19 protein-coding genes are annotated in these 25,130 nt (G+C 44.6%); 11 read left to right on the plus strand and 8 right to left on the minus strand.

Going from position 1 to position 25,130, the window contains the following annotated elements; genetic code table 11:
• Nucleotides 1-13: 13 nt before the first annotated feature.
• The 4 genes from SCB77_RS18275 to SCB77_RS18290 form a co-directional block, all read right to left on the minus strand.
• Entirely contained in the window at nucleotides 14-457 is a 444-nt protein-coding gene (locus SCB77_RS18275) for a hypothetical protein (protein WP_320183437.1), read from the minus strand.
• 81 nt (nucleotides 458-538) lie between these two features.
• Nucleotides 539-1,036: a hypothetical protein gene (locus tag SCB77_RS18280; RefSeq protein ID WP_320183438.1), complete on the minus strand. Its 498-nt coding sequence runs from the start codon at nucleotides 1,034-1,036 to the stop codon at nucleotides 539-541.
• Between the two features lie 164 nt (nucleotides 1,037-1,200).
• Nucleotides 1,201-2,490: an MBL fold metallo-hydrolase gene (locus SCB77_RS18285; RefSeq protein ID WP_320183439.1), complete on the minus strand. Its 1,290-nt coding sequence runs from the start codon at nucleotides 2,488-2,490 to the stop codon at nucleotides 1,201-1,203.
• A gap of 87 nt (nucleotides 2,491-2,577) precedes the next feature.
• A complete protein-coding gene (locus SCB77_RS18290; RefSeq protein ID WP_320183440.1) occupies nucleotides 2,578-3,486 on the minus strand; it encodes an HNH endonuclease in 909 nt (302 codons plus the stop codon).
• Between the two features lie 239 nt (nucleotides 3,487-3,725).
• On the opposite strand from SCB77_RS18290, the gene SCB77_RS18295 reads away from it, so the two are divergent.
• The 8 genes from SCB77_RS18295 to SCB77_RS18330 all read left to right on the plus strand — a co-directional run bounded on the left by SCB77_RS18295 (nucleotide 3,726) and on the right by SCB77_RS18330 (nucleotide 13,679).
• Entirely contained in the window at nucleotides 3,726-4,865 is a 1,140-nt protein-coding gene (locus SCB77_RS18295) for a cysteine desulfurase family protein (RefSeq protein WP_320183441.1), read from the plus strand.
• A 17-nt stretch (nucleotides 4,866-4,882) separates the two neighbouring features.
• Nucleotides 4,883-5,758 carry a DUF4007 family protein gene (locus SCB77_RS18300; RefSeq protein WP_320183442.1) on the plus strand — a complete coding sequence of 292 codons (876 nt, stop codon included), beginning with the start codon at nucleotides 4,883-4,885 and terminating at the stop codon, nucleotides 5,756-5,758.
• The gene (locus SCB77_RS18305; protein ID WP_320183443.1) at nucleotides 5,745-8,984 is read left to right on the plus strand and encodes a hypothetical protein; all 3,240 of its coding nucleotides are present in this window, start codon (nucleotides 5,745-5,747) and stop codon (nucleotides 8,982-8,984) included. Before SCB77_RS18300 ends, SCB77_RS18305 begins: the two co-directional genes overlap by 14 nt.
• 6 nt (nucleotides 8,985-8,990) lie before the next feature.
• Nucleotides 8,991-10,100, plus strand: a complete 1,110-nt coding sequence (locus SCB77_RS18310) for a phosphoadenosine phosphosulfate reductase family protein (protein ID WP_320183444.1) — start codon at nucleotides 8,991-8,993, stop codon at nucleotides 10,098-10,100.
• The gene (locus SCB77_RS18315) at nucleotides 10,101-10,787 is read left to right on the plus strand and encodes a hypothetical protein (RefSeq protein ID WP_320183445.1); all 687 of its coding nucleotides are present in this window, start codon (nucleotides 10,101-10,103) and stop codon (nucleotides 10,785-10,787) included.
• Nucleotides 10,788-10,789: 2 nt separating this feature from the next.
• Complete coding sequence (locus tag SCB77_RS18320) at nucleotides 10,790-11,173, plus strand: nucleoside 2-deoxyribosyltransferase domain-containing protein (RefSeq protein WP_320183446.1); 384 nt, start codon at nucleotides 10,790-10,792, stop codon at nucleotides 11,171-11,173.
• Between the two features lie 268 nt (nucleotides 11,174-11,441).
• Nucleotides 11,442-11,939 carry a hypothetical protein gene (locus tag SCB77_RS18325; RefSeq protein ID WP_320183447.1) on the plus strand — a complete coding sequence of 166 codons (498 nt, stop codon included), beginning with the start codon at nucleotides 11,442-11,444 and terminating at the stop codon, nucleotides 11,937-11,939.
• Nucleotides 11,940-11,942: 3 nt separating this feature from the next.
• Complete coding sequence (locus SCB77_RS18330) at nucleotides 11,943-13,679, plus strand: ATP-binding protein (RefSeq protein ID WP_320183448.1); 1,737 nt, start codon at nucleotides 11,943-11,945, stop codon at nucleotides 13,677-13,679.
• Between the two features lie 80 nt (nucleotides 13,680-13,759).
• Here SCB77_RS18330 and SCB77_RS18335 read toward each other — a convergent pair whose 3' ends face one another.
• The 3 genes from SCB77_RS18335 to SCB77_RS18345 all read right to left on the minus strand — a co-directional run bounded on the left by SCB77_RS18335 (nucleotide 13,760) and on the right by SCB77_RS18345 (nucleotide 17,621).
• On the minus strand, nucleotides 13,760-16,045 hold the full coding sequence (locus tag SCB77_RS18335; protein WP_320183449.1) for a DUF262 domain-containing HNH endonuclease family protein: 2,286 nt from the start codon (nucleotides 16,043-16,045) through the stop codon (nucleotides 13,760-13,762).
• Nucleotides 16,042-17,193 carry a putative phage abortive infection protein gene (locus SCB77_RS18340; RefSeq protein WP_320183450.1) on the minus strand — a complete coding sequence of 384 codons (1,152 nt, stop codon included), beginning with the start codon at nucleotides 17,191-17,193 and terminating at the stop codon, nucleotides 16,042-16,044. Before SCB77_RS18340 ends, SCB77_RS18335 begins: the two co-directional genes overlap by 4 nt.
• Before the next feature lie 74 nt (nucleotides 17,194-17,267).
• Nucleotides 17,268-17,621, minus strand: coding sequence for a helix-turn-helix domain-containing protein (locus SCB77_RS18345; protein WP_320183451.1), 354 nt, complete (start codon nucleotides 17,619-17,621; stop codon nucleotides 17,268-17,270).
• A gap of 1,068 nt (nucleotides 17,622-18,689) precedes the next feature.
• Between SCB77_RS18345 and SCB77_RS18350 the strand changes: the two genes are divergently transcribed.
• Genes SCB77_RS18350 through SCB77_RS18360 form a run of 3 tightly spaced genes read left to right on the plus strand, consistent with a single transcriptional unit; the run spans nucleotide 18,690 to nucleotide 24,729 of the window.
• Entirely contained in the window at nucleotides 18,690-20,192 is a 1,503-nt protein-coding gene (locus tag SCB77_RS18350; protein WP_320183452.1) for a TlpA family protein disulfide reductase, read from the plus strand.
• Between the two features lie 55 nt (nucleotides 20,193-20,247).
• Nucleotides 20,248-23,361: a SusC/RagA family TonB-linked outer membrane protein gene (locus SCB77_RS18355; RefSeq protein WP_320186639.1), complete on the plus strand. Its 3,114-nt coding sequence runs from the start codon at nucleotides 20,248-20,250 to the stop codon at nucleotides 23,359-23,361.
• 36 nt (nucleotides 23,362-23,397) lie between these two features.
• The gene (locus tag SCB77_RS18360; protein ID WP_320183453.1) at nucleotides 23,398-24,729 is read left to right on the plus strand and encodes a RagB/SusD family nutrient uptake outer membrane protein; all 1,332 of its coding nucleotides are present in this window, start codon (nucleotides 23,398-23,400) and stop codon (nucleotides 24,727-24,729) included.
• Nucleotides 24,730-24,776: 47 nt separating this feature from the next.
• Here SCB77_RS18360 and SCB77_RS18365 read toward each other — a convergent pair whose 3' ends face one another.
• The gene (locus SCB77_RS18365; protein WP_320183454.1) at nucleotides 24,777-25,124 is read right to left on the minus strand and encodes a hypothetical protein; all 348 of its coding nucleotides are present in this window, start codon (nucleotides 25,122-25,124) and stop codon (nucleotides 24,777-24,779) included.
• Nucleotides 25,125-25,130 lie beyond the last annotated feature (6 nt).

Consider the following 25,130-nt stretch of genomic DNA (forward strand, 5'->3'; position numbering starts at 1 on the left):
ATCTTCAAATATATTAAATATTTGTTTTACTTTGCAGGTCAACCCCTTCATACTCGTGGAATGTAAAATGACCGCTAGATGAATGATGATCGCCCTTTAAGCCGTCTTCCTTGTCTAATCCCAGTAGAGCAATTTTGCTGCCATATTCTTCTTGTTTTCTTTCTCGTTCAGCAGACCTAAATTTATCGATAAGCTTTCTATATTTTGCCGCGGCCAAAGCCAAACTGCTAAACATCGAAAGACCATAGCCTTTACACATAAGGTCGTTTTCGTCCAGTACTCGCTGTGGAGGTGTTTTGATGATATTGAGGGGTAAAAAGGCTGTTTCATCCATCGGGTCTTTTTCCCAACGGTAGGCGTCCATCGTTACTTCTTTGTATTCCGTTGCACAAGGGCAATCTGGAAACTTACGTAGATAATCAAGATATTTCAGTTTTCTACCAGCTATTGTTTTCATGTCATAATTTGGTTTTTCTAATATACCGATAAAAATTCAGGAAAATAGCGAAAAATGAAATGCTTATAGCATCTTGCGTCGCTACATAATGGTCGCCTCTCCAATTAATACCGAGCCCTCGTGCAGCCACCACAGGCGCCCTTTCGTCAAAAGCCCTTCCAGTTCTGGCGTCGCTATAAAGCGAATGGTCAGCAGCCTTTCCTCGCCAGGCATCAGCAGTTCCGCATCATCAAATAGCAGTTCGCCTATATACATGGTGCCTATTTTTCCTTCGGCGGTATAAGCAAACACATGGTTAGGGCGGTAGCCAGATATCAAGCCGGTTTTTCGTCCGCCTTCTTCGGTAGGCTTTAGCCGCACCCTCGCTTTAACAATCAACAAGCTTGTCGTGGTAGCATCAAATGCTTTAATACTCGCCAAGGTAAACTTATCATAGGCCATCACATCAAATACCTTCGATGCACCGGTATCCAGCCATCGCTTATACACCAACGTTCCGTTAATATAGAGATATAGCTCGTTTTCTTTTACTTCCTTGTGGATCATTTGCCTTAGTTCTTTATCGGTGTTTCGATGCATTTTTTTGATGCAGAGGTTACAGCCTGCTGAATGCAGATGTTTTTCCTAGGCGTTCAGTCTACCTCAATACGCTCCCTTCCCCGCCACACAATGGCGCACCCCACCCCTAGGGTCATCCATAGCATCTTTTATTTTTCGGTCTTGACTCGAATTTGTTTCCGCGTTCAACTAGTAACTTCGGATGCCGCTTCTTTGCATACATTAATCTCAACATCGACTCTGTTAAATTGTGTGTTGGGTAGAAAGTTTATTGACAATGTATCAATTATGCTTGGGTGCGGATGACCATATCTATTCCCCACACCGAAATTGCATACCGCCATGGGGCAACATGCTTCTCCTTCGACAGGTATATTAAAAAACTTAGAAAATCTTGTAGATGACCAGTTTGCTTTTGCTCCATGATGAGGGATCTGAATTATGGCCATAGTTTCAGATTTTTTGGAGATCCTGACTGGGAATTTGATAGGATTATTTTTTGGATTTATAGACGTGTCGCCCATTAGTAAAGTTCCGACGTGATTCTCAGTGTTTCCGGTGTAGTAATATTTACCATAGGCGAAGCCTACTATATTGTTTTCTACGGAAATCGAACATGTTGAAGTATTATTTTTGATTAATATCGGTCCGTGGTATAAAACCAAGCCATGGCAATTTACTTCACCAATCAATTTTTCATAACATTCGTGTGCAAACTTTCGATTGTTTAGGATCAATTGTTTTAAGGATACTGTTTTAAAATCTTTGACTTTTTTTCGCAACGCAGTTTTAAACAATCTAATCTTGCTGTCGTCAACCTTTAGTCTATGTGGAATGAATTCCCAATGATCATCAAGTGCTATGTACGCATTGTTTTTTAAAACCTCACTGATTCCAGTAGTACCTATATCATTTCGTGAGGTTGCCGTTACAACTACGTCATCGACTCCAATATTAGATTGCTGTGCATTCTCATCTCCATCATCTTCATCTGTAATGTATATGATTGTAGCATCATTATTTCTGTTTCGTAAAAGACTGGCAGGGTCTTGAATAAAAAGATTGTATTCTTCAATGGATAGCAACTCTTCATCTTCATCACTCTGCGAAGTATAGGATACGGATGCCAATGTTATGGCTTTAAGCTCATCGTCCAAATACGGAAGCACGATAAGTTTTACCTCGAATAGCATCAATAACTTTTTCAAACCAGATACATGGTCGTAATCCAAATGCGAAATAAATAGAATGTCGATGACTTTCCTCGCTTTCTTTGTAAATGAAGGGTATTTTTCAAAAAAAGCGATTTCATCGGATAAGCTTTTGGTGTTCCCGCTAACATTTTTACTTGTGCCACAATCGTAAACTATTGTGTAAATTTTCTTTTTTTCAATATTAAAGATCCTGCCTCCATAGAAGCACCCTTGCCCCGCTTTAAAAAATGTAAATTTCGACTCTATTATTTTTTTGGTCATATTGGATAATGTTAGGAGATCTAATTTATAGTATTATTTGGAATATCACTATTTCCATAGAAATATTTTTTCTAAAAAATATCCTCCTTAATACCCAAACTTCCGTCTATGCTCCCATAGGTTCTCTAGAGCCGGATGATGTTCAACATTATCCGGTAATCGAATGCTAATACCCTCAAGTTGTCGAAGATTAAACACCGATCGGTCGTTTTCAACAAAATTTTTGTTGACTAGAACGGTGTAGTTGTCAGATAGGGAGATAAGACCCCGGTCGAAGGCACGATGCAAGTTAGGGCAAAGAGCAATACCGTTACCGAGCGTATCATTGTATCCCTCCGAAAAAGGTACGATGTGGCATGCATCGATCATGGATGCAGTAGTCAGCGCATCGACGCGCATACCCGATATCGCACAGGTGTTATGGTAAATACGTGGTATCTCTCGTTTAAATAGCCCGCTGCGCACGTACACTTCCTCTTGGTAGCTTTCTGTGCTAAGTTGCCGTTTTAGTTCAACGAGGTTCTGCTGATATGCAGTAGCAGATTCATTCAGCATATGTGCCGTAGCAACAGGTGGCTCGTATAAGTTTACCCGACCCATTGCTGCTTCTGGAAAGTAAGCCGTGAGAAGCACATCGCGGAGTACAGCACGGTTTTCTGGTATGCACAGAAGATCAGCTAAATCGCGATCAATAATAGCATAGCGCAGCGCTGTGTTTAGATTGGTAAAGCTACGCATGGAAGATTTCGATTCAACCCAAAGCTCACAACCAGGATTAGCAACTAATGTCCAAAAAGGTTCCGATCGCATATGATAAAAAGGAAGTGCAAAGATGGGGTCATGCTTTGTAACGACGAGGGTAGCCCAAAGAGCTTTAAAAGTAGCGACAAGCTGCGGTTCTATAGAAATATGTTCATCAAAAAACAATCCCTGTTCAAACTGCTCGATAATGCTTAGCAGCAGTATTGGTTTGTGGGGAGCACCACCATTTTTCATGTCTCGTTTTAGTTTTTGAAAGCAGTGTATGTATTAGGAGAGTCTGTCGATCATGCCGTGTATATTTATCGATAAGCAAGATATATAGTTTTTTACACACAGTCAACTCCAAAAATGTTGCTTTACTAAAATATTGAGTATTAGCCATCCTGCAGATACTCGTTAATTTAGACGTATCATGACATATCATATTCGATATATAAAGGTTATATTTGTCTACAATTAAAGCGACAAGCTTCATGCAAAACGACTTCATTTATCTCGATAATAACGCGACTACTCCGTTAGACCCTAGGGTTTTAGCGAGTATGATGCCATATTTGACGGATATGTTTGGCAATGCAGCAAGTAGCCATAAAATGGGTCGGCAGATCAAGACAGCTGTAGAGCAGGCTCGCGGTCAGGTAGGGGAGTTGCTAGATGTCAACGAAGAAGATATTTACTTCACGGCTGGCGCAACCGAGGCTATTAACATCGCTTTACAAGGTATCCCTGCTAGAGCGGGACAGGCCAAGCATATCATTACAGTGCAAACGGAGCATCCTGCCGTGCTAGATACCTGCAGGTATTTGGAAACCATAGGCGTTGAAGTCACTTACCTTTCGGTAGATGACACAGGGTTGATTGATTTCGAAGAGCTAAAACAAGCTTTTCAGGACAACACCGTACTGGTATGCGTGATGTTTGTTAACAACGAGACCGGTGTTATACAAGATTTGACCAAAATAGCGGATATCGCACATGAGCGTGGTGCACTCTTCATGACCGACGCAACACAAGGCGTGGGCAAGTTTCCGCTATATGTACCTGGCAAGATAGATATTTTGGCGTTCTCCGCGCATAAGTTTTATGGACCAAAAGGCATTGGCGGTTTATATGTCAATCCATATGTGCGTTTAAAATCCTTAGTTTACGGTGGTGGGCACGAGCGCGGTTTGCGCAGTGGCACACTAAACGTTTCCGGAATTGTAGGCTTGGGTAAGGCGGCTGAAATTGCGCAGCAAGAGATATTAAGGGATGAAGGGCGTATCAGTCAACTGCGCGCACAGCTGGAAGAAGCGCTTTTGCAGATACCGGGAACGCGAATAAATGGTGCTGTTGAAAATCGACTATCGTCTACCAGTAACATCTGTTTCGATGGGGTAGACAACGAGGCTATGTTGTTAGGGCTAAAAGATATTTGCGTATCCAACGGCTCCGCTTGCCATTCCCTCGTTATGGAACCATCACATGTGTTGTTGGCCATGGGCTTAACGAAAGAACAAGCAAATTCTTCCATCCGGTTTAGTTTAGGTCGGTTTAATACCGAGGAAGAAATCAAACATACCGCGGATGCGGTAAGCAATGCCGTGGCTCGACTACGCGCAATGGCTTTCTAATTGAATAAGTAGTATCAATGGGGAAATTATCATTTTCAGGGCACGAAACCTTTTCGTGCAAGATATATTGGCTTAAAAAAGGCTATGACCTTGTCAAAGCAGGTAAAAGGTTTACCGACGATGATGCGGTTGTAGCGCTTGGCGTGGGCAAAAATATGGTTACTTCCATTCGCTTCTGGTTAAAGGCTTTTGATATAGTCGACGAGGAAGATCAAGTAACCTCGTTTGCTGATTTTATTTTTGCTGATGGTGGCGTTGATCCCTACTTGGAAGACACGCTAACCTTGTGGTTATTGCATTATCAACTCGTCAAGAAAGAAAAAGCTTCTATCTATAACATGGTGTTTAATCAATTTCGTCGGGAACGTACAGAGTTTACAAAAGAGCACCTCAAGCGTTTTTTAAATCGGGTGATTCTTGAAGAAAAAGCGACATTCAGTTCAGCTACGTTGGATTCCGATATAAAGGTTTTTCTAGCGAATTATGTCAACCAGAAATCCTCCGAAATAGAAGAGTCCTATAACAGCATCTTGCAAGAATTGGCTTTGGTTACAAGCTTTAAGCAACTGGATCAAGATGGTCATCTTTTAGATTGGTATCAGTTTGATCTGCAACCCAAGCAGCTGCCTATAGAGTTGCTCTTGTTTGTTGTTTTGGATAATCCTACCTATGGGCAGAGCATCAGTTTGTCTCATTTGGCAAACGATCCATCGTCTTTGGGTAATATTTTCTTGTTGACCGAAGGTAGCTTGGTCAGCCTATTAAAAGACATACCAAGTAAGTATGCTACCTATACAGAAACGGCCGGTAATCAAGTGTTGCAGTTAAAGAGCAAGCTTGATAAATATAAAATTCTCAAAAATTATTTTGCTCAGTCCTATGCAAACATTTAGTTTTTCCCCATCCGTAAACATTATTCGTGATAAGGATCGAGAGATTAACTATATCCGAACCATAAACGGGCAACTTGCCTTCGAACAGATTGTCGAGACAGCCAATTCCGGCGCGCGTGCGTTTACTATTATCGGTGCCTATGGTAGCGGTAAGTCTGTTTTTCTATGGGCGCTAGAGCGCGCACTTAAAGGAGATGCCAAATTTTTCGACCATTTTGATTACTTTCTAAGAGGATATTCCTCTTATGAGTTTTTAAATATCGTGGGCGAGTTTGAATCGTTAGAGAAAGTCATGGCCAAGGAGTTGCATTGTAAGCAGCAGGAGGTAATTGAAGCATTTCAAACGAAAGCAAATGCTCTTCGTGCAAATGGGCAAGCCTTATTGGTTCGTATCGACGAGTTTGGAAAGTTTTTGGAATATGCTGCTAAAAGTGCAAACCCCGAAGCTGATTTCTACTTCCTACAGCGTTTGTCCGAGTTTGTAAACGATCCCAAAGGCAATGTTATTCTCATCACTACATTGCACCAAGATTTTTCGGCATATGCTTTTCATCTATCTGAATCGCAGCGCAACGAATGGATCAAGGTAAAAGGGCGGTTTAAGGAAATAGCGTTTAACGTTCCTGCAGAGCAGCTGCTATTAGTAGCGGCAGAACGACTGTTTGTACAAGATCGTAAGTGGGTTCAACCCGGTTTGCAAGATGTATTCCAATTAGTCAAGCGCGCTAAAGCCTTCCCGTTAAACGATTATTTGACGGAAGAAATGGCCAGTAAACTCTTTCCTTTAGATATTCTATCGGGAAGTGTGCTTACCCTTGCTTTGCAACGCTATGGGCAAAATGAACGTTCCCTTTTTACGTTTTTAGATTCAGATGATCATAAAGGCATACAGCAATTTGAACAAGACGAGCATGCACGGTATTTTAACCTAGTCCACGTTTTTGATTATTTGCGCTACCATTACTACGTAGTCATCACAGCGCCAAATCATCCTAATTTCCGGAACTGGCAACTCATGCTGGATTCATTGGAAAAAGCCGAGGGCTTGTTTGAAGGTGAAGAACTCCAGCAAGCCTTAGGCATTATCAAATCTGTTGGACTGCTTACTTTGTTCGCGCGAAAATCCATGCTGATTGACGAACAGTTTATATTGGACTACCTACAGTTTACCATGGATTACGATGCTACAGTGGTATTACGTAGATTGCAAGGTTTTGGTATCATACGCTTCAGAAAGCATGATCAACGATTTGTACTATTCGAAGGCACCGATGTGGATATCGATGAAGCCATAGAGCTCGCTAGAACGGAGATTTCGAAGGTGACCAGTATCAGTCAACGTTTGAATAAGCTCTTTTCATTTCCTGCTATTTTAGCGAAACAGCATTATCTAGAAACGGGCACGCCGCGTTATTATGAATTTGTTTTATCTGACGAGCCCATATCGATGGTACCAAAAGGGGAGGTCGATGGCTATATAAACTTAGTGTTTTCCAGTACCTGCACAGAAGATACTATTCGATTAATTTCTGCTGATCAAGATGAGGCTGTCATCTATGTTTACTACAAGCATACTGCAGAGATCGCAGAACTTTTAGCGTATACCGAGCAAGTCGAAATTGCCCGTAAGAAGCATGAAGGCGATCGTGTTGCGGTAAGGGAACTGAATGGCATACTAAGATATCAGGCTGATCTATTGAAAAAAACGGTGATGGAGAGTCTTAAACGGTTGGATCATAGTCAGATCAGTCTCTATTACAATGGTGAGGATTTGCACCACAAGGTAGGCAATTGGGGCCAACTCAATAGTTACTTGAGTAAAGTTGCAGCTAGCGTGTATGAGCATGCACCGCGATATGCTAACGAGATGGTTAATAAAAGTAAACTATCTGCTGCTATTTCTACCGCTCGAAGAACTTTACTCGCCAACCTAATAGAGCGGGAGCCGGAAGAGGCATTGGGATATGCAGCTCAGCTCTTTCCGCCAGATAAAACCATCTATCTGTCCTTGCTGAAGGAACAAGGTTTCCATAAGCAGGCCGGGGAAAGTTGGCAGCTAATGGAACCTACCGCGGATAGTTTTCAGCCTGTGTGGAAAGAATTCCTCCAGTTTTTAGAAGCGAGCAAGCAAACAAAACGACCTTTGCAGGAATTTGTAGATATCGTTTCCAAACGTCCCTACAAGATCAAGAAAGGTTTGTTAGATTTCCTTTTGCCGTTGTTTTTACTGGTGCGGAGAGAGAGCTTCGCCCTCTATCATGAGGGGAACAAATTTATTCCAAATATCTCCGTGGATACCTTAGATCTTTTGATCCGAAAGCCGCAAGATTACAGTGTAAAAGCATTTCACGTGGAAGGCATCCGCCTAGATGTCTTTAACAATTACCGTGAACTCTTGAGTCAAGCCACTGCAGACGAGCTTTCAAACAAGAGCTTTATCAATACCATTGTGCCCTTTCTTACGTTCTACAAAGACCTCTCTGCTTACGCAAAGCAAACAAAGGGGATAACCAAGGAAGCGCAGCGCCTTCGCGATGCTATTTCGAAGGCTACCGATCCCGAAAAATCCTTTTTCGAAGATTTTCCACAAGCATTGGGGTATAGCATTTCCGAATTAAATGAAGCACCGGCAAAGCTAGAGAGCTATTTTGACGAATTGCGCCGCAGCATCAAAGAAATACAGACTGCTTACGAAGCTTTGCTCGAACGCTTTGAGGATTACATGCGTAGAGAGATCTTGGGCATTTCTGATGCAGTATCCTTCGAAGAATGGAGAGCTGCCTTGCAAACACGGTTTGCAAAGGCAAGACGCGATCTATTGCCGCCACAATTGAAGACTTTCTTGATGCGTATCAATTCGCCGTTAGACGATAAGCAGGCTTGGCTAAATTCGGTATCGCAGGCTGTTATTGGAAAGTCATTAGATAATGTGCAGGATTTTGAAGAAGATATCTTACACCGCAAGTTTAAAGATTTTGTAGAAGATCTCGATAACTTTACAGATATATTGGCTGCTACCGATGCTACAGATATCGATCACACCTTTAAAGTGCAGGTAACAAATGTGCAATCGGGCTCCAATAGCCGCATTGTCAAAGTAAATCAAGAAAAGCTTAAAGAGGCCGCTAAGAAACAGGAAAAGTTAATGAAGGCATTGACGGATGATAAAAATTTAAATATCTTTATCTTAACGCGGCTCTTGGACGAGCAACTTAAAAACGACTAAATACAGATGGCTAGAAAGGTAAGACATGTTATGGGGATATCGGGGGGCAAGGATAGTGCCGCTCTAGCTATTTATATGAAAAATAATTATCCTGATCTGGATATCGAATACTATACCACAGATACAGGCAAGGAGCTCGAAGAAACCTATCAACTGATTGATAACCTAGAAAATTATTTGGGCAAGAAGATCCACCGATTGGTTGCTGCTGAAGATAGCCATCAAAACCCTTTTGATCACTATTACGAGATTTTTGGTGGTTTTTTACCTTCGTCGACGGCGCGTTGGTGTACAAAGAAATTAAAGCTTGACCCTTTTGAAGATTATGTGGGAGATGATCTGGTTATTTCTTACGTTGGCATCCGTGGCGATGAGGATCGAGAGGGCTATATCTCCAAAAAATCCAATATACAATCCATTTTCCCGTTTCGCCAAAATATCTGGAGCATCGATGTCATGAAGATGGCTTTTGATAATGCAAACATGGATTTGTTATTGAAGCTGTATAGCGATCAGCAAACTACTGATACTTGGACTCGTATTGTCGAAACATTAGAAAGACCATTGTCTAAGTCCTTCCTTTTGGAGCATAAAGTGCAGTTGTTGCTAGATATGGATACGGCGCTTTTTAACCGCGTCATCTTCCAATTCTTGAAAATGTCTGATAAACCTATGGCAACGGAGGCATATTTTCCATTGGTGGATAATACGGATATTTTAATTAAAGCAGATATTTTTAGACTACTTAGAGAGTCTGGTGTAGGCGTTCCGGCCTACTACGAGCCTATTGAATTTGAGGTCGATGGGCAGAAGGGTACCTACGCTCGATCACGGTCGGGTTGCTTCTTTTGCTTTTTTCAGCAAAAGATTGAATGGGTATGGCTCCTTGAACAACACCCAGATCGCTTTACTAAAGCGATAGAGTATGAGAAGGAAGGCTACTCTTGGATGGACGAACGTTTAGAAGATCTCGCTAAGCCTGCTCGGGTAGCACAAATTAAGCGAGACTATATTAAAAGGCAGGAGCGTGCTAAAAAGTCGGTAACAAATAATTCTCACTTATTATTGGATATCCTCACCGACGAAGGTGATGGATGTATTGCTTGTTTTGTTTAAATGAAAGACGTTTTCTCCAGTTTGAAGGAATTTGTTTGGGACATAATTGGTTATCTTATTCCTGGATATCTTGTTATTATCTTATTTAATTTTTTTATTACTTCAAATATAGGAGTGAAAAATGATTTTCTATTCAGTTGGGAGTTGTTAAACCCAGCTTATGTGCTTATAGTTTTAGCATATGTCTTAGGATTCATTGTATATGGTCTGACACAATTTAAGATTTGCATTCAGGATCTTGTAATTGAGAAAACTAAAAAATTTAAGATAAGCAAATTTTTGCAAAAATATCATTCTGAGATTTGGAAAGATGAATTTGAAAATTCGCAAGCGCTCATTGCGGCGAAGCGTAGGTTGACCGATGATGGTATCAGTGAGGCTTCGCAGATGAAAGTGAATGAGATTCGAGATATATTTATGTCTAGAAATCCTGAAATGGATCAAAAAATCTATACTTTTATGTTTAGAGCTTCAGTTTTTGACCACACTTCGACTATTCTGATGATATTTGCTGTAATAGCTCTAATAGGAAGTTTTTTACAGCTCTTCGGCTTACACTTTTTTAAGTATGAGTCGGTACATATAATTTTGTACATTTCTTTTCCTTTTCTGTGTATTAGATTGGGAAATGCCAAACGTTATTTTTATTCTATTTCGCAAAGAATCCCAATGTCTAATTTGAAGTAATTATGAAACCAAAGATTTATTTAGCGGGAGGGTTTAGAGGAGGATGGCATAAACACGTTATAAACCAACTCTCAGAATTTTTCACGATTTACAACCCACAACAGCATAATCTCGAAAGTGTAGAGAAATATACAGCTTGGGACCTATATCATTTGGATAAATGCGATATCGTACTTGGATTCATGGATGAGAAAAATCCTTCGGGCTATGGTTTAGCTCTAGAAATTGGTTATTCGAAAGCAAAAAATAAGTTGGTGATCCTTGTAGATGAAAAATCACAAAGTGACAAAGTTTTTTCGCGATATTTTGCAATTTGTCATCAATCTGCAGATGTTGTTTGTAGGTCTATTGATGAAGCAATAGGATACCTTCAGAGTTTTGGATAGACTAGGTTTAGTAAGTACGAAAAAGCCGATCGATCTAAACATAACTACTTCAGTAAATTTGAAAATAAAATATTTTTTTAGTTTTACTGTGTTGATCTTCAGGTTTTTATGTGTATATTCGCGTTTAAAATTCAAAATTAAATAACTTTTTTCTATTTATTTGTCCCATATATTAATAGAGATTGAAGTATAGCTTCTGATCGAATTAATTTTTTGTTTATGGACTTGAGTACACCGAATGGGTACGAGGGTCACAAAAAGGCTACATATGATTATTGAAGACATTGAAAAACGCTTTTCTGCTATTTTGGCGTTTCAGAAAAAGCAAATGAAGTATCCTCAAAATTCTAAGGATTTTGATATTTATGACAAAGCTATTGATTTATCGTTGAACTCAAAACGTAAAGTTGATGCTTATTTCGAATGGAATCTCGTAAGAGATGCGCGTAGAATAGTTGATCGCCAAAAACGCAATACTCCGAAATTTGTGGAACTATATTATGATAGTGATCCATATTACCACGAAGAATTTTTTATCACTACTGATACGACAGATAGTATTATTCTTACAGCGGATCTACTTCTCCGTATTAAAGATAAATGTCGATGTATCCATTCGCGTGCAGATGAAGTTTTGGACGGTTTAATATCCGGCCAAAATTGCAGAGAGCTTGCAGGTGTTCTAAAGGTATCTGAAAGTTTAATAAAGAAAATTCGGATTAAAATTCGTAAAGAGGTTGATAAGATTGTTAAAATTAAAAAGTAATATATGAATACAGAATTAAACAGAAGTGTGCCGTTTATTAAAACAGGGCAAGCTCTACAGTCGTTAAGGGACTCTGGCTATAGCATCGAGGCGGCTTTGGGAGAAGTTATAGATAACAGTATCGAAGCGGAATCGAATAATATTGCAATACATCTTGTTGAAGGGAAAAATAAGGATGGTAAAAAGTGCGTAACTAAAATTGTTTTCATAGATGATGGTACAGGCATGAATACAGAACTCCTTCAATATTATCCCCAAATAGGATTTTCGACTCGCTACATGAGCACGAATACTATCGGCAAATATGGGGTTGGTTCAAAGTTCGCAGCACTTAATTTCGCCCGAAGGTTCGATGTCTGGAGCAGAGTTAATGTTGATGATCCTTGGATGCATGTCTATTTTGATTTAGATAAGACTATTGAAACTGAACAGGCAGGAGAAGAACCTATGGTTGAAACGCCAAAAGAACTAAGACTTCAAAAAGAAGTGAGAGATCTTTTAACAACAGAGGCAAAAGGAACAGTGGTTGTTTGGTCAAGAGTAGATCGTTTAGAGGATGGTAGACATGCTTTGCATTACGATGAATTAGTGCAAGACATAAAGAAGGAACTTGCGCGAATGTTTCGACATTTTATTGATGGCGGTATCAAAATCTCTGTCAATGGGCAAAGTTTATTAGCGTACGATCCTTTGATGATTATGAAAAATTCATTTCAAGATAAAGAGTTGAAAAAGTATTATTTAGCTCTTACAAAGGATAAAGCTGACAGTAGGGTAAAAGAGCACTACGATGCTAGGGTTATTGATGAGAGAAGCATAAAGGTCGAAGATTCCACAGTTCTGCTTAAAGTGACATTGTATCCAAAGGAGATTATCAGGAGTAGGGGGCGGGGAGGAGATACTTTAGCGACGAAATTGCGTGTTCCGGAAAATGAGGGTGCGATTAGCTTTATACGATTGGGACGTGAAGTTGCCTATACAAATGTGCCACGAATTTTCCCGAGCAGAGTAGAAAATCCAGACCGTTTTATTGGTATAGAAGTTTCATTTTCGCCGGATTTAGATGGTTACTTCGGCGTTCGGAATGTCAAGAGAGGGGTAGAACCTCATGGAGAGTTACGTATGAAAATTCGTGAAGCACTGAGAAATCCTATTACTCAAGCTCGGAAGGTTATCGAAGATATTTGGGGTGAAGTTTCGAGAGAGGAACAAGAGCATCAGGGAGAATATAATCCCATAACTCAAGCAGCGAACGAGGCGAATAAGACTATGCCGAAGAGCCGAGCTATAAGTCAACAAACAGCAGCTGAAATTGAGGAAGTAATTGATGAGTTAGCGATGGACGTGGTAGGAAGCGATTCTAAATTACAGCAAGATTATAAAGCAAAAATAAGAAAAGAGCCGTTTGTGATAGAGTCGGTCAGCTTCGCGGGTAAAGAGTTTTTTGATATAAAACATCTTAATGGGCAAGTAATAATTCGTATTAATACTAGACATCCATTCTACCGCGAAATGTATAAACCGATAAAAGACATAGCACAATCTGATCCTGGCACAGTTACAGGAGATCAGGCAGTTAAAATTTCACGTAGAACTATTGAAGCTCTAACTTTACTTATATTATCTTATGGCAAAGCAGAGTCAATGAACAATAACCCTGACGAAGCGTACCGAGATCTAACAGGATATTGGGGGCAGTTTCTTCACAGTCTAATGGGGCGAGTTAAAGATGTTTTGTGATCACAATTTATTTTACGAAATGTAATTTGTAACTATGCGGAGTTTAATAGGTCTCCGCATAGCTTTGTTTTTATCTTTTTTTACTCCAACCAACCTATAACTCTATCCCACAGAGTGTCTAGAATTTTTCGGGATCTTTCGATAATAATTTCATCGTTCCATTGATGATTCTCAGGAATATTTAGGAGTGGGCGAATATGGTCTGCATACTTCGCTCTTTTTAAAATTTCAAGATTGGAATCTTTCAGTGGGATATTATCTGCTTTCGCTTTATTTGTAAGCTCTACTAAACGGTCAGGATCTTGTTCTCCTAAATGCTTATAGTAGATCAATTTTTCATCCCATCCTTTATTGCTAGCGCTTGTGTTGACACCACGTGGGAGCAACGTTAGGTTTCCAAGTTTGTCAAATAAATCATTTTCCGAGTAAATAGAAGGCATCCAATCTCCTTTATTAACCTTCGGTGCAATATGTTCAATCGAATCTAATTCTTCACTTATCCACCTTTCTAAACGCAAGTAATCTGATTTTCCTGCGGTAGATTTTTTAAATAAACCCGGGTTCGCGTCGTCCGGTATAGTGTCGTGCGCTGCATTAAATAGAGCAAACTTACATACGCTATACGAGGAACTATAGGTACAATTTATAGTTGCAGTGGCGAGCCAATCTGCTTTTTCTTTAGGAAGCTTATCGCGCAGATATGATTTAATACTACCAACTTCGAAATTAGGATTCGTTAACCACGTATGACTTTCGATAGCTATTTTTGTAGAACCTCTAAAATATGTACGATAGACATCGTCTAGCCCAGAATTGGATTGATGCGCACGCCATATCAGATAAAAAGCGGATACAGCTTTTACTATTGAAACAAATTTAGAAGCGGAGTTTTCTTTACCCTCGACCAGATCGTTATAAAACGTACCTAAAAAAGTAATCGCCATCTTATGGTTACTCTCCTTTAAAAATAATAGCAATAGGGATGTTAGATCAGCTTCCGCAGTACCAGCGAGGATCGAGGGAGGCATTTTGTCCTTCCCTTTATATTTGTTCCATACATCATCGTAGAATTCTGTATAGTTACCAAAGTACTTGATAAATTCCGTTTTCTTTGCAATTGAATCCAACTGTCCATAAATTGCTCCCAACCATTTTCTTTGAGCGCTAAAATGAGTGGCCAATCTTCTGCCTTCCACGGGAAGTGCGAATGATGTTAGTAGTTCGTTTGTTAACTTGCTTTTTTGCGCTGCGCTCGAAAGATTTTCGAAAGCTTTCTCAATTTTGGTGAAATACTCATTTTCCGACGCCTCTTTAAAATTCGGAACGGCTTGAACGACTACGGGTTTAAAGGTCTCTATTGCTGTGAGCGGTGTACCCGTGGCATTCAATGATTGAAACATGTCAAATGCCCAGTCGTCATTGGCGGGTTTTATAATGGTAAAACAGCAGCGATCTAGTAAGTAATGGCATACGGAGAATGTTTGGACTAAAGAAGATAGATGGTAAGAGAATGTGTTTTTGTCTGTTATATCACCGGTCTCCAAAATTTCTTTTAAAATGGGGCGTTTGTATTGCCAGAGATTATCTTCGTCAATTTTACTGAAAATAGTTTGCGCATCGCAAAACTCTGAACTGTCCAAGTGTGCCAACGCCACATGTTTGTTTAGCCATATATTGACTTCCTTTAAGTTTCTCCCCGCGTTGGATTGCTTATCGAAAGTCGGCATCTCTCCATTATTGAAAAAATGTTCAATGAAAGCGTATAAATAGCCAGATATCTGGGAGAGGTAACTTTCGTTTTGTTGTTCACGCATCACCCACTTATCGATGTTTCCGCGAATTATCTTTGGTTTTATAGAGGGTGTTCCTCGATTTAGGTCCACACCGAAAACTGCTTGAAGCTTCTTTTTCCAATCTTTACACGCTTCGGAAATCTCTGATAAAATTTCCGCTCCATTGTATTGCTCATCTAATTTTTTTGAAGCTTTTTCTAAACGTTCTTCAATTACCGTGATCTGCTTGTATAGCAGAGCCGATATTAATGTAATTGTAGATAAACGTTGTTGCCCATCAATCACCTTTTCTATGGCAGGAGGAAGTGCTTTAGTGTCCTGGGGCTGTACGTTGTTTTTATCTGATTCGGTAACTGTTATTATCGTACCTAAAAATCGTATCTGATTTTCTGTGCTATCATCGGAGAGGTCTTCAATACCCTTTGCTATGTCTTCTAATAACTGTTCGATATTGGATGTATCCCAGCTATATTCGCGTTGGTAGAGCGGGATATAAAATCCTACTCCAGGCTGAACAAAATACTCGTATATACTTCGATTCTCGGTGTTAAATGCTTTGTCTATGTTGATCATGATGTGATTTTCTCTTTATCAATATTTGTGTATCTCTTTTTTATTTCCGTCCACTCGAAAAGAATATTTTCGTCGTCATTTTTTTCAGCCGTTCCAAATATTTCGTCAGGTGTTTTATAAAAATCGGCTAGTGGTTTAGGGAGACTTTTTATAATAGGGTATTTTTTTAGCAATCCGCCTTCCGATTTTTCGCTTTCTAACCAAGGTCGCCCTAATACAGAAAGGGCATTATAATAAAGAAACGCTTGCTCGTAAGTAGATAGTTGTGATCTTAGCGTCGCTATATAATCGTTCTTAGCTTTTATATCTGCCGATATTGGATAACGCTCTTCAACAAATTTTACAAGTTGAAAAATATGACGGACATAATGGCTTAAATTACCCATATGACCTTGAAATGGAACATAGTCATAAAAGAATCTGATACTCTCATTTTCCGATACTTTTGCTTTTAGAGAGAGGGGTCTAGTACGTCTTCTGTAAAAATCTTGTGTTTTATTGATACACTCTGCAAGTTTCTCAAAGACGGGTTTACTTTCGTTATCCAAAATATCATCCACTAACTTACTAGATGTTTGGCCTATACCAAAGAAAAAAATAAGGTAAGATATATTGTAAATTTTTTCGATTGCTAATTTTGTTGTCGAATTCTTTTGCTGCTCATTAATATTATTCAAACAGTAATAGTAGGTATACTTAAGTTCATTAAATAATCTAGAGAATGTTTTCCGGCCTTCTATATTATTATTAATGCCAATTTGATCTACGTTGTCTCGGTGGATTCGCAGCATTTCGTAAAACTTGGTTTCAAAGCGCTCGATTTTCAAATCCTCTTGTTGCTGTTTGTTGGCTTTAAATTGAACCCAAAATGCCAAAAATGTTAATATTGCAGCTCCTATACCAATAATCGGAGTAGAGAAGCCTCCCAATGAATCACCTATTGGCCCGGTTTTTTGAGCATCGTTTCCAAATAAAAGACTATTTAAAAATACGTAATAAAACCAGCATACAAAAATGGTTAGTATTGATACGATCGCAATGCCGGAAATGAAAATTATGTTGACCTTTTTAGTTGGCGATCCCACTTTTCTCATAGATTTAGGTGAAGATTTTCTTCTTAACAGCGGGATAAAAAGTAGTTCTTTCATTCATTAGTAATATTTTCCTTCTGCTAATTCGAGTTTTACTACAGTTTTTGTGCTCGCTGGGACGCTTTTTATCCTTAAATAGCTTTAATTTCCACTATACTCTCCTCAAGTTGTTTGCTCTCAACCCCCGCCTTATTCAGTTTAGGCACTTTCTGATAAACAACTTCAATAATGTCTTGATCCGGTATAGCTTTCGGGAGTAATTCGTCAAGAGACTTTAACTTCAATGCCGTAGCTATTAATGTTAAATGCCTTATACTATATTTATCAGGCTGACCTAATGCTTCAACTTTCCCAACAAAACTCTTGCTTAAGTTCATTAGTTCACTTAAATCGCGTTGAGAAATTCCTTTTTTCTCTCGGATCTCCCTAACCCGATTGATGATCTCGTAATCAAGTCTTGATATTTTTACAGTATATGTTTTCATTAAAAAAATGCTCCGATTATTTGGAGCGTTTGTTTTTTGTTACTATCTTTGAATCAATATATAAGCGACAATAATGAGGTGAGCTTTTGCTTACTTCGATTACGATGTCACTCGCAGTAGAAAACCGCTAAATTTCCATGTGAGTTGACCGTGGGTTCGCTATCTATTGGATTTTATTATCTTTGAAGATAGTAGTCCAGTAGGGCGAACTTCATGTCAGACTCTGTGGAACTAGAACTTCCATTCTAGTGGCTCTTAGCGGTGCCTCTACCAGAGCTTTGGAGTTCGCCCTATTGGTTTTACCAATTAAGCCAACTTCTCCAGCTTTCCGAGTAAACATCTTTATCCTATATAAACCATAAAGAATTATGAGGAGACGATTAAACAGCAAGCAACAACAGCATCCGCGATCTACAGTAGATCGAGCGGGGCAGCATTCCCTCAATATAAGCTATAAGAACGTAAAGCGCCCACCGGCTTAGGGGGGCAAAAGATAAAGCAGACAAGCCCGCAAGCTAGGCGTGCGCATCCATCCCATATGGATGCTACTCAAATTCTACACACCAAAAAAACACGTTTTTAGCCTGTGGAATATATAGATTGTCTGTACCGGTCGCCTTTTTATACCAAGAAGGGCAAGAGTGTATCGAGCCAAGCGGTTAATAACAGCAAACGGTTTATACTTTAGCTTTTATAAATCTAACTGTTTTTTTTCTGATTGGCAAGAGTGGGTAAACACATTTCTACTCTTCGAGATATGCGAGGGTGGCCGGTTTTGTAATTAATTTTCCGAAATGGATTGTTGTACAGTGTATTATAGACCTTTGTGAAAACCGCTTTTTATTCCGTTTCGGCTTTTTTTTAAGACATAAGGATTTGTTTTGGGTTGTTGCTAGTGGGAGGGGGAAGATTGCCGCGGCCTCGTTCCTCGGCCTCGCAATGACGAAGGATAGTTACTCGAGCTCGCCGTAACGATGGTTCGTTAATGGCTTCGCTATAACGAAGGGTCGTAACTCGACCTCGGCATAAGCACGCTCCCCAAAACAAAGCCACTAAAAAGCCAAGAATATGCAGAATATGCAACACCAGCCCCGCTTGGGGCGGGCACACCTGTCGCGGACGGCAGGGCGGCGCCCCTATGTACCCTTTCGGCGCCGCTATGCGGGCTATCCGCATCCGCCGCAGGCACAACTGCAACTGCTCATGGCCCTGCTGTGGGCGCTATGGGCGCTGATGCGCCAAGTCGCGCGCTTCCTTTGGAGCGGGCGGCTAAAAAGAAAACCCAGCCTACGGCGACCCTTGATGTGTGTATTGCCGCTATTGCTGCTGAGCATGGTGGCAGGCCCATCAGGCGCACAGCAGGGAGGGACGAAAGCACCCCTAGCCGCTTTACGCATAGGCGATGCGCTGCCGCCCACCTTTTGGGATACCCCGCTACAGCTGCTGCATGGCGGGCAGGAACCTAGGCCGGGCAGCCTACGCGAATATGCCGATAGCGAGCTGCTGCTGCTCGATTTTTGGCATACCAGCTGCGCCAGCTGCATCAGCTCCATGCGCCATGCCGAGGCGCTGCAGGCGCAGTTTAAGGGGCGGCTGCAGGTATTGGCCGTGACCGTGCAAGATGCCGCTACGGTGCAGCGCTTTGCTGCCCACAACGAAGCGCTGCAGCAGAGCCGCCTGCCACTGCTGCTGCAGGATAGCCTGCTGAAAAGCTACTTCCCGCACCGCCTGCTGCCGCACCTCGTCTTTATACGCCACAACAGGCTGCAGCACATTGGCGGCAGCGAGGCCATGGACGAGGCTGCCATAGCCGCCCTGCTAAACGATAGCGACAGCAGTTTTGCCCTATATAAGGACGACTTTGCCGAGCAGCGGCCCCTGCTGTCGGCAGGGGGCATAGCCAGCGAGGGCAGCCTATACTACAGCCTGCTAACGGGCTACCGCCGCGATGCGGCGGCAGTGGTGGGCCTGCTGCCCGACACGCTGGGCAGCAGCAAAAGGCTATACCGCTACAACCAGTCGCTGCAGCAGCTGCTGAGCTATGCGCTAGATAGCAGCCCGGTGGATAAAAACCGGATAGTCTTTGAAGATACCGAACTGAACCTCGCGGCCACGGCCTACCACCGCCACATGGGCGACAGGCTGCAATGGCTGCTGCGGCACAGCTACTGCTACGAGGCGCAGCTGCCGCTGCACACGCCCGATAGCAGCATAAGGCAGGGGCTGCTGACGAGCATCGAGCAGGCGCTAGGCTTGCGCTGCAGCTTGGCGGAGCGCGAGATACCGGTGTTGCGCCTGGCGGCGCCGAACCGACCGACAGAAGGACCGCAGGAGGGGCGCTTTGCGCTATCATACCTCATTGATGCCTACAACAGGTTGCCTAGCGCGCTGCCCCTGCTAGACCCCGATAACTTGGCGGCGCACTGCTTTGTGGAGCGGCGCAGCTTGGCCGACTGCACGGCCGAGCAGCTGCTGGCGGCCATGCGCGAGGCGGGGCTGCAACTGCGCGAAGAGCGCGCCACACTGCCCATATGGCTGATAAAGGGAAGGAGGGCACATGAACAGAATTAAGCAAGGTGTGAGCAGGGCGCTAGGGCTGCTGCTCGCTATGCTGCCACTGCTCGTCATGGCGCAGCCTGCGCTACAGCTCACGGTGCGCGACAGCCTCACGCAGCAGGAGATCGTGGGCTACAACATCGCCATCAATGGGCGGGTGTTAAAGGTCGCCGAGGGCAGGGTAGACCTCTCGTCCTTTAGCAGTCCCTACCTGCTGCGCATCACGCATGTGGGCTATGTGGCGCACGAGCGCAGCTATGCCACGCTGGGCGAGCGCCTGCAGGTGTTGCTGCGCGGCGAGCAGCAGCTGGAGGAGGTGCAGGTAAACACGGGCTACCAAAAGATCAGCCAAGAGCGCCTCACGGGCTCGGTAGACCGCATTGGCCGCGAGCTGCTAGAGCGCTCGCCGGTATCAAACATCTTGAACCGGCTGGAGGATATAACGCCGGCCATCGCCTTTGACAGGCGTCGCTTTACCTATAACTACCCCAACGCTACAGACAACAACCTGACCGTGCGCGGCATAAGCACCATAAACAGCGAGGCGCGGCCTTTGATTGTGCTAGACAACTTCCCTTATGATGGGGCCATAGAAACCATAAACCCCAACGATGTGGAGAGCATCTCGGTGCTGAAGGATGCCGCGGCATCGTCCATTTGGGGGGCGCGGGCCGGCAATGGGGTTATCGTGATCACGACCAAGAAGGGGCGCGCACAGGATGTGCCGCGCATCAACTTGGTGAGCAATCTAAGCATCGGCGCCCAGCCCGACTTCTTTCGCCTGCGGCAGGCGGGCAGCTCGGCCTATATTGATATGGAGATGCTGCTCTTTGCGCGGGGCTTCTATGATGCGCAGATCAACAACCCACGGCCGCCGGCGCTCTCGCCGGTGGTGGAGCTGCTGCGCCTGCAGCGCGAGGGCAGCCTGGCCGAGGCCGACCTGCAAGCACAGCTGGATGTGCTGCGCGGCATAGACATACGGCAGGACTATAGGGACTATTTTTACCGCCCCTCGGTAGACCAGCGCTATGCGCTAAACATGAGTGGCGGCGGCGAGCGCAACGGCTACTACCTCTCGGCGGGCTATGATGGGCAGCAGCCTTTCTTGCGCGAGAATAGCACGCAGCGCATCACGATGAACAGCGCCTACAACCACAAGCTGGGCACGCGCCTCGAGCTGCAGGGCAAGCTGATGTTTAGCCGCCTGCTAGACACACGTTCGCCTTTTGGCTATGAGCAGGTGCCGCTGTATCCCTATGCCGACCTGGTGGACGAGCAGGGGCAGGCTATGCCGGTAAACTTTCGCTATAGCAGCCGCTACCTCGACGGGCTGGAGGAGCGCGGCCTGCTGGACTGGCGCTACCGCCCCTACGACGAGCTGCGCAATAGCGACAACCAATCGGTCGCCAACGAGCTGCTGCTCGACTTGGGCGCTACCCTGCGCCTCTTGCCGGGGCTAAGCTACAGCATAAGCGGGCAGGCGGCCTTTAACAATACCAAGTCAGAGATTATGAGCGCTGTGGAGTCTTACCTCGCGCGCGGCCTCATCAACCTGTTTACCCGCGAGCAGGGCGGCAGCCTGCAATATGGCATTCCGATGGGCGCCATTTTGGAGCGCAACAACAGCGAACGGCAGTCGCTGGCCCTGCGCAACCAGCTGAACTACGAGCGCAGCCTGGCCACGCACCATCGCCTATCGGCCATGCTGGGCATGGAGCTGCGTGAGGTGAGCAGCGGCGCCGACGGCAGCCGCCTCTATGGCTACAACCCCAGCAACCTCACCTTCCTGCCGGTGGATATGGCCAGCCTGCTGCCCACCATCGATAACCTAGGCGGCACGCAGCGTCTAGGCAACGCGGGCTTCAGCCGCACATCATTCACCGACCGCTTCGTATCCTACTATGCCAACCTGGCCTACAACTACCGCGATAGGTATGATGTATATGGCAGCGCGCGCCGCGATGCATCCAACATCTTTGGCGTGGATACCAACAACAAATGGGCACCCCTGTGGTCAGTAGGCGCCGCCTGGAACATACAACAGGAGGGTTTTTGGCACAGCGACTTGCTATCGCAGCTGAAACTGCGCCTTTCCTATGGGCACAGCGGCAATGTGAACAATAGGGTGGCGGCACTGACCAGCATAAGCCACACCACGCAGCTGGGCACCTTTGGCCGTATGCCCCTAGCCGCGCTGGCCACGCCGCCAAATCCTTCCCTGCGCTGGGAGATGGTGAAAACGCTAAACCTAGGGCTCGACTTTGCCTTGCTGCACAGCCGCCTGAGCGGATCCATAGACCTTTACCGCCGCCGATCGGTAGACCTCATTGCCAGCACACCCGTAGACCCCACGGTGGGCTTTAGGTGGCTAACCATGAATAGCGCCAACCTAGAGGGTAAGGGCATGGACCTGCAGCTAAATAGCCGAAACCTGCGCGGCGCCCTGCAGTGGTCTAGCAACCTGCTACTGAGCTACAACAAGGTGATGGTGACCCAATATATGGGCGAAGCCCGGCCGGTGATGAGCACCTTGCAGGATGTGGCTCCGCTAGAGGGATACCCGGCCTTTGGGGTGTTTAGCTACCGCTGGGCAGGGCTCAACCCCGAGACGGGCGACCCCATAGGTTTTCTCAACGGCGAGCGTAGCGAAGACTGGCGCAACATGATCAACAACTCGCCCATTGAAGAGCTGCGCCTACATGGCACGGCCACCCCGCAGTGGTTTGGCGCCCTGCGCAACGATTTGCGCTACCGTAATATCTTGCTATCGGTCAATGTGGGCTTTCGCTTTGCCTATTTCTTTCGGCAGCGCACACAGAGCTTTAGTGCTTTTGGCAGTTGGCGCCCCCTAGAAGCTAGCTTCCTGCAGCGCTGGCAACAGCCGGGCGACGAACAGCACACAAATGTGCCTTCTTTTGCATATCCCTTTGATACCTTTCGCAACGCATTCTACAACGGGGTAGAGGCCAATGTGCTGCAGGGCGATGTCATTCGCCTCAACGATATACGACTGACCTACCAATTGGGGAGCTGGCGCGGCCTGCGCAGTGTGGAGCTCTTTGGGCTGCTCTCTAATGTAGGCATCCTGTGGCGCGCCAACCGCGAAGGTTGGGATCCGGCAACGCCGATTAATGAACTGGGCCTGCCGCGCAGCGCCTCTTTTGGTTTAAGTATAGGACTTTGAGCGGCAAACGGATAGCCGCTCCTTATGGAAAAAATTATGATACGGATATTATACCTGCTGCTGGCCAGCCTAGCTTGCGCGGCCTGCAGCAACTACCTCGACATGAAGCCCAATGCCAGCCTCTCGACCATCGAAACACTGGCCGATTTGCGCGCCTTGCTAGATAATGAATTTGTGATGAGCACGCAGACCCTAGCCGGGGAGGATATGGCCGACAATTATTTTGTGCTGGACCAAACGTGGAATGCCTCGAGCAACGAGGGCGACCGCAACCGATATACTTGGCAAGTAACGGAAAACAATGGCGTGGATTGGATAGGCATGTATGAAGAGATTTACTATGCCAATGTGGTGCTAGAAGGGTTGGAGGGCCTGCGCCCTTCGCCGGATATGGATAGCTACAACGAAATAAGGGGTACTGCCCTCTACTACCGCGGCTTGGCTTTTTCGGAGCTGCTGCTGCTCTATGCCATGCCCTATCGCCATGGGGCGGATGGCAGCGGACTGGGGGTGCCGCTGCGCACCTCCGCAGATTTGAACCAGTTTTTCTCGCGCGCCAGCATAAGCGAGAGCTATGATAGGGTATTTGCGGATCTGGAAGAGGCGGCCGCGCTGCTGCCTCTGACCACAGCCACGCTGCTACGGCCCTCTCGGCTGGCAGCTTGGGGGCTGATGGCGCGGGTGGCCTTTGATATTGGCGACTATGAACGCGCTTTCCGCCTATCGGAACAGCTGCTGCAGCAAAAGAGTGACCTGCTAGACTATGGGCAGATTAATCCGGCACTTGCCATACCCTTCCAGCCGCTAAACAGCGAGGTGGTTCATCTTACATATAGGTATAGTGCTTTCCTAGTACAATCAAGGGGGATTGTGGATCCGGAAATATATGCCTCCTATGCTGAGGGGGACTATCGAAAATCGCTTTTTTTTGCCGTGAATGCCAATGGGCATCCGGTGTTTAAGGGAAGCTATACGGAGATTAACCTGATGCAGTTTACCGGTATCAGCACGGCTGAGATGCTGCTGACAAATATGGAGGCTGCGCTGCGCACGGGACGACTGGCCGAGGCTCGAATGCGCTTGCCCGCCTTTCTGCAGGCACGCTATGCACCCAACGCGCGACCCAACAGCAATGGTGAAGCGGCCGAACTATTGGCCCTGCTGCAGTCCGAGCGCCGAAAAGAACTGATCTTCAGAAACCGCCGATGGGCTGATATACGGCGCCTTAACTTGGAAGGAGCAAACATTAGCTTGACAAGGGAGCTCAATGGGCAACGCTACCTACTGGAGCCCAATAGCCTGCGCTATGCCTTGCTTATTCCGCTAGAGGCTATACGCTATTCGCGAATTACGCAAAACCCACGATAGGAAAGAGGGCCACTCGCCGAGGCCCTCTTCCATGGATCAGCGAAACCTTAGTTTCTCAACTTGATTGTGTTTGTCGATATGCGCGTATCGATAACACCCATAATCTCGTTGACCAAAGCTGTTTCCAACACGGCCTCTCCCTGCGCACCGGCAGGAGCCTGTACGGAACAGAGCTCAGCACCACCAGAGCATGGTGGTTCTGCATCCAACAGCGTGTAGTTCTCTGGATTTTCAATGTCTGTTCTGTTTTGAGTGTCACCGTGGTATGTAAACCATTGATCAGTAAGCGTGGGCGCAGCTTTGCTGTTCCAAGCTTTTACGCTAACGAATAGGCCACATACCAAGATAAGGGCCAAGATGCCGACAAGTAGTCGGCTATTTATTGATTTTGCCATAAGCTT

Source organism: Sphingobacterium bambusae (genome assembly GCF_033955345.1).
Lineage (GTDB): Bacteria > Bacteroidota > Bacteroidia > Sphingobacteriales > Sphingobacteriaceae > Sphingobacterium > Sphingobacterium bambusae.

What these genes read in the sequence shown, in the direction of transcription:
- SCB77_RS18275 (WP_320183437.1), bottom strand. Translation starts at nt 457, where the DNA reads ATGAAAACAATAGCTGGTAGAAAACTGAAATATCTTGATTATCTACGT.
- SCB77_RS18280 (WP_320183438.1), bottom strand. Translation starts at nt 1,036, where the DNA reads ATGCATCGAAACACCGATAAAGAACTAAGGCAAATGATCCACAAGGAA.
- SCB77_RS18285 (WP_320183439.1), bottom strand. Translation starts at nt 2,490, where the DNA reads ATGACCAAAAAAATAATAGAGTCGAAATTTACATTTTTTAAAGCGGGG.
- SCB77_RS18290 (WP_320183440.1), bottom strand. Translation starts at nt 3,486, where the DNA reads ATGAAAAATGGTGGTGCTCCCCACAAACCAATACTGCTGCTAAGCATT.
- SCB77_RS18295 (WP_320183441.1), top strand. Translation starts at nt 3,726, where the DNA reads ATGCAAAACGACTTCATTTATCTCGATAATAACGCGACTACTCCGTTA.
- SCB77_RS18300 (WP_320183442.1), top strand. Translation starts at nt 4,883, where the DNA reads ATGGGGAAATTATCATTTTCAGGGCACGAAACCTTTTCGTGCAAGATA.
- SCB77_RS18305 (WP_320183443.1), top strand. Translation starts at nt 5,745, where the DNA reads ATGCAAACATTTAGTTTTTCCCCATCCGTAAACATTATTCGTGATAAG.
- SCB77_RS18310 (WP_320183444.1), top strand. Translation starts at nt 8,991, where the DNA reads ATGGCTAGAAAGGTAAGACATGTTATGGGGATATCGGGGGGCAAGGAT.
- SCB77_RS18315 (WP_320183445.1), top strand. Translation starts at nt 10,101, where the DNA reads ATGAAAGACGTTTTCTCCAGTTTGAAGGAATTTGTTTGGGACATAATT.
- SCB77_RS18320 (WP_320183446.1), top strand. Translation starts at nt 10,790, where the DNA reads ATGAAACCAAAGATTTATTTAGCGGGAGGGTTTAGAGGAGGATGGCAT.
- SCB77_RS18325 (WP_320183447.1), top strand. Translation starts at nt 11,442, where the DNA reads ATGATTATTGAAGACATTGAAAAACGCTTTTCTGCTATTTTGGCGTTT.
- SCB77_RS18330 (WP_320183448.1), top strand. Translation starts at nt 11,943, where the DNA reads ATGAATACAGAATTAAACAGAAGTGTGCCGTTTATTAAAACAGGGCAA.
- SCB77_RS18335 (WP_320183449.1), bottom strand. Translation starts at nt 16,045, where the DNA reads ATGATCAACATAGACAAAGCATTTAACACCGAGAATCGAAGTATATAC.
- SCB77_RS18340 (WP_320183450.1), bottom strand. Translation starts at nt 17,193, where the DNA reads ATGAAAGAACTACTTTTTATCCCGCTGTTAAGAAGAAAATCTTCACCT.
- SCB77_RS18345 (WP_320183451.1), bottom strand. Translation starts at nt 17,621, where the DNA reads ATGAAAACATATACTGTAAAAATATCAAGACTTGATTACGAGATCATC.
- SCB77_RS18350 (WP_320183452.1), top strand. Translation starts at nt 18,690, where the DNA reads ATGCAGAATATGCAACACCAGCCCCGCTTGGGGCGGGCACACCTGTCG.
- SCB77_RS18355 (WP_320186639.1), top strand. Translation starts at nt 20,248, where the DNA reads ATGGCGCAGCCTGCGCTACAGCTCACGGTGCGCGACAGCCTCACGCAG.
- SCB77_RS18360 (WP_320183453.1), top strand. Translation starts at nt 23,398, where the DNA reads ATGATACGGATATTATACCTGCTGCTGGCCAGCCTAGCTTGCGCGGCC.
- SCB77_RS18365 (WP_320183454.1), bottom strand. Translation starts at nt 25,124, where the DNA reads ATGGCAAAATCAATAAATAGCCGACTACTTGTCGGCATCTTGGCCCTT.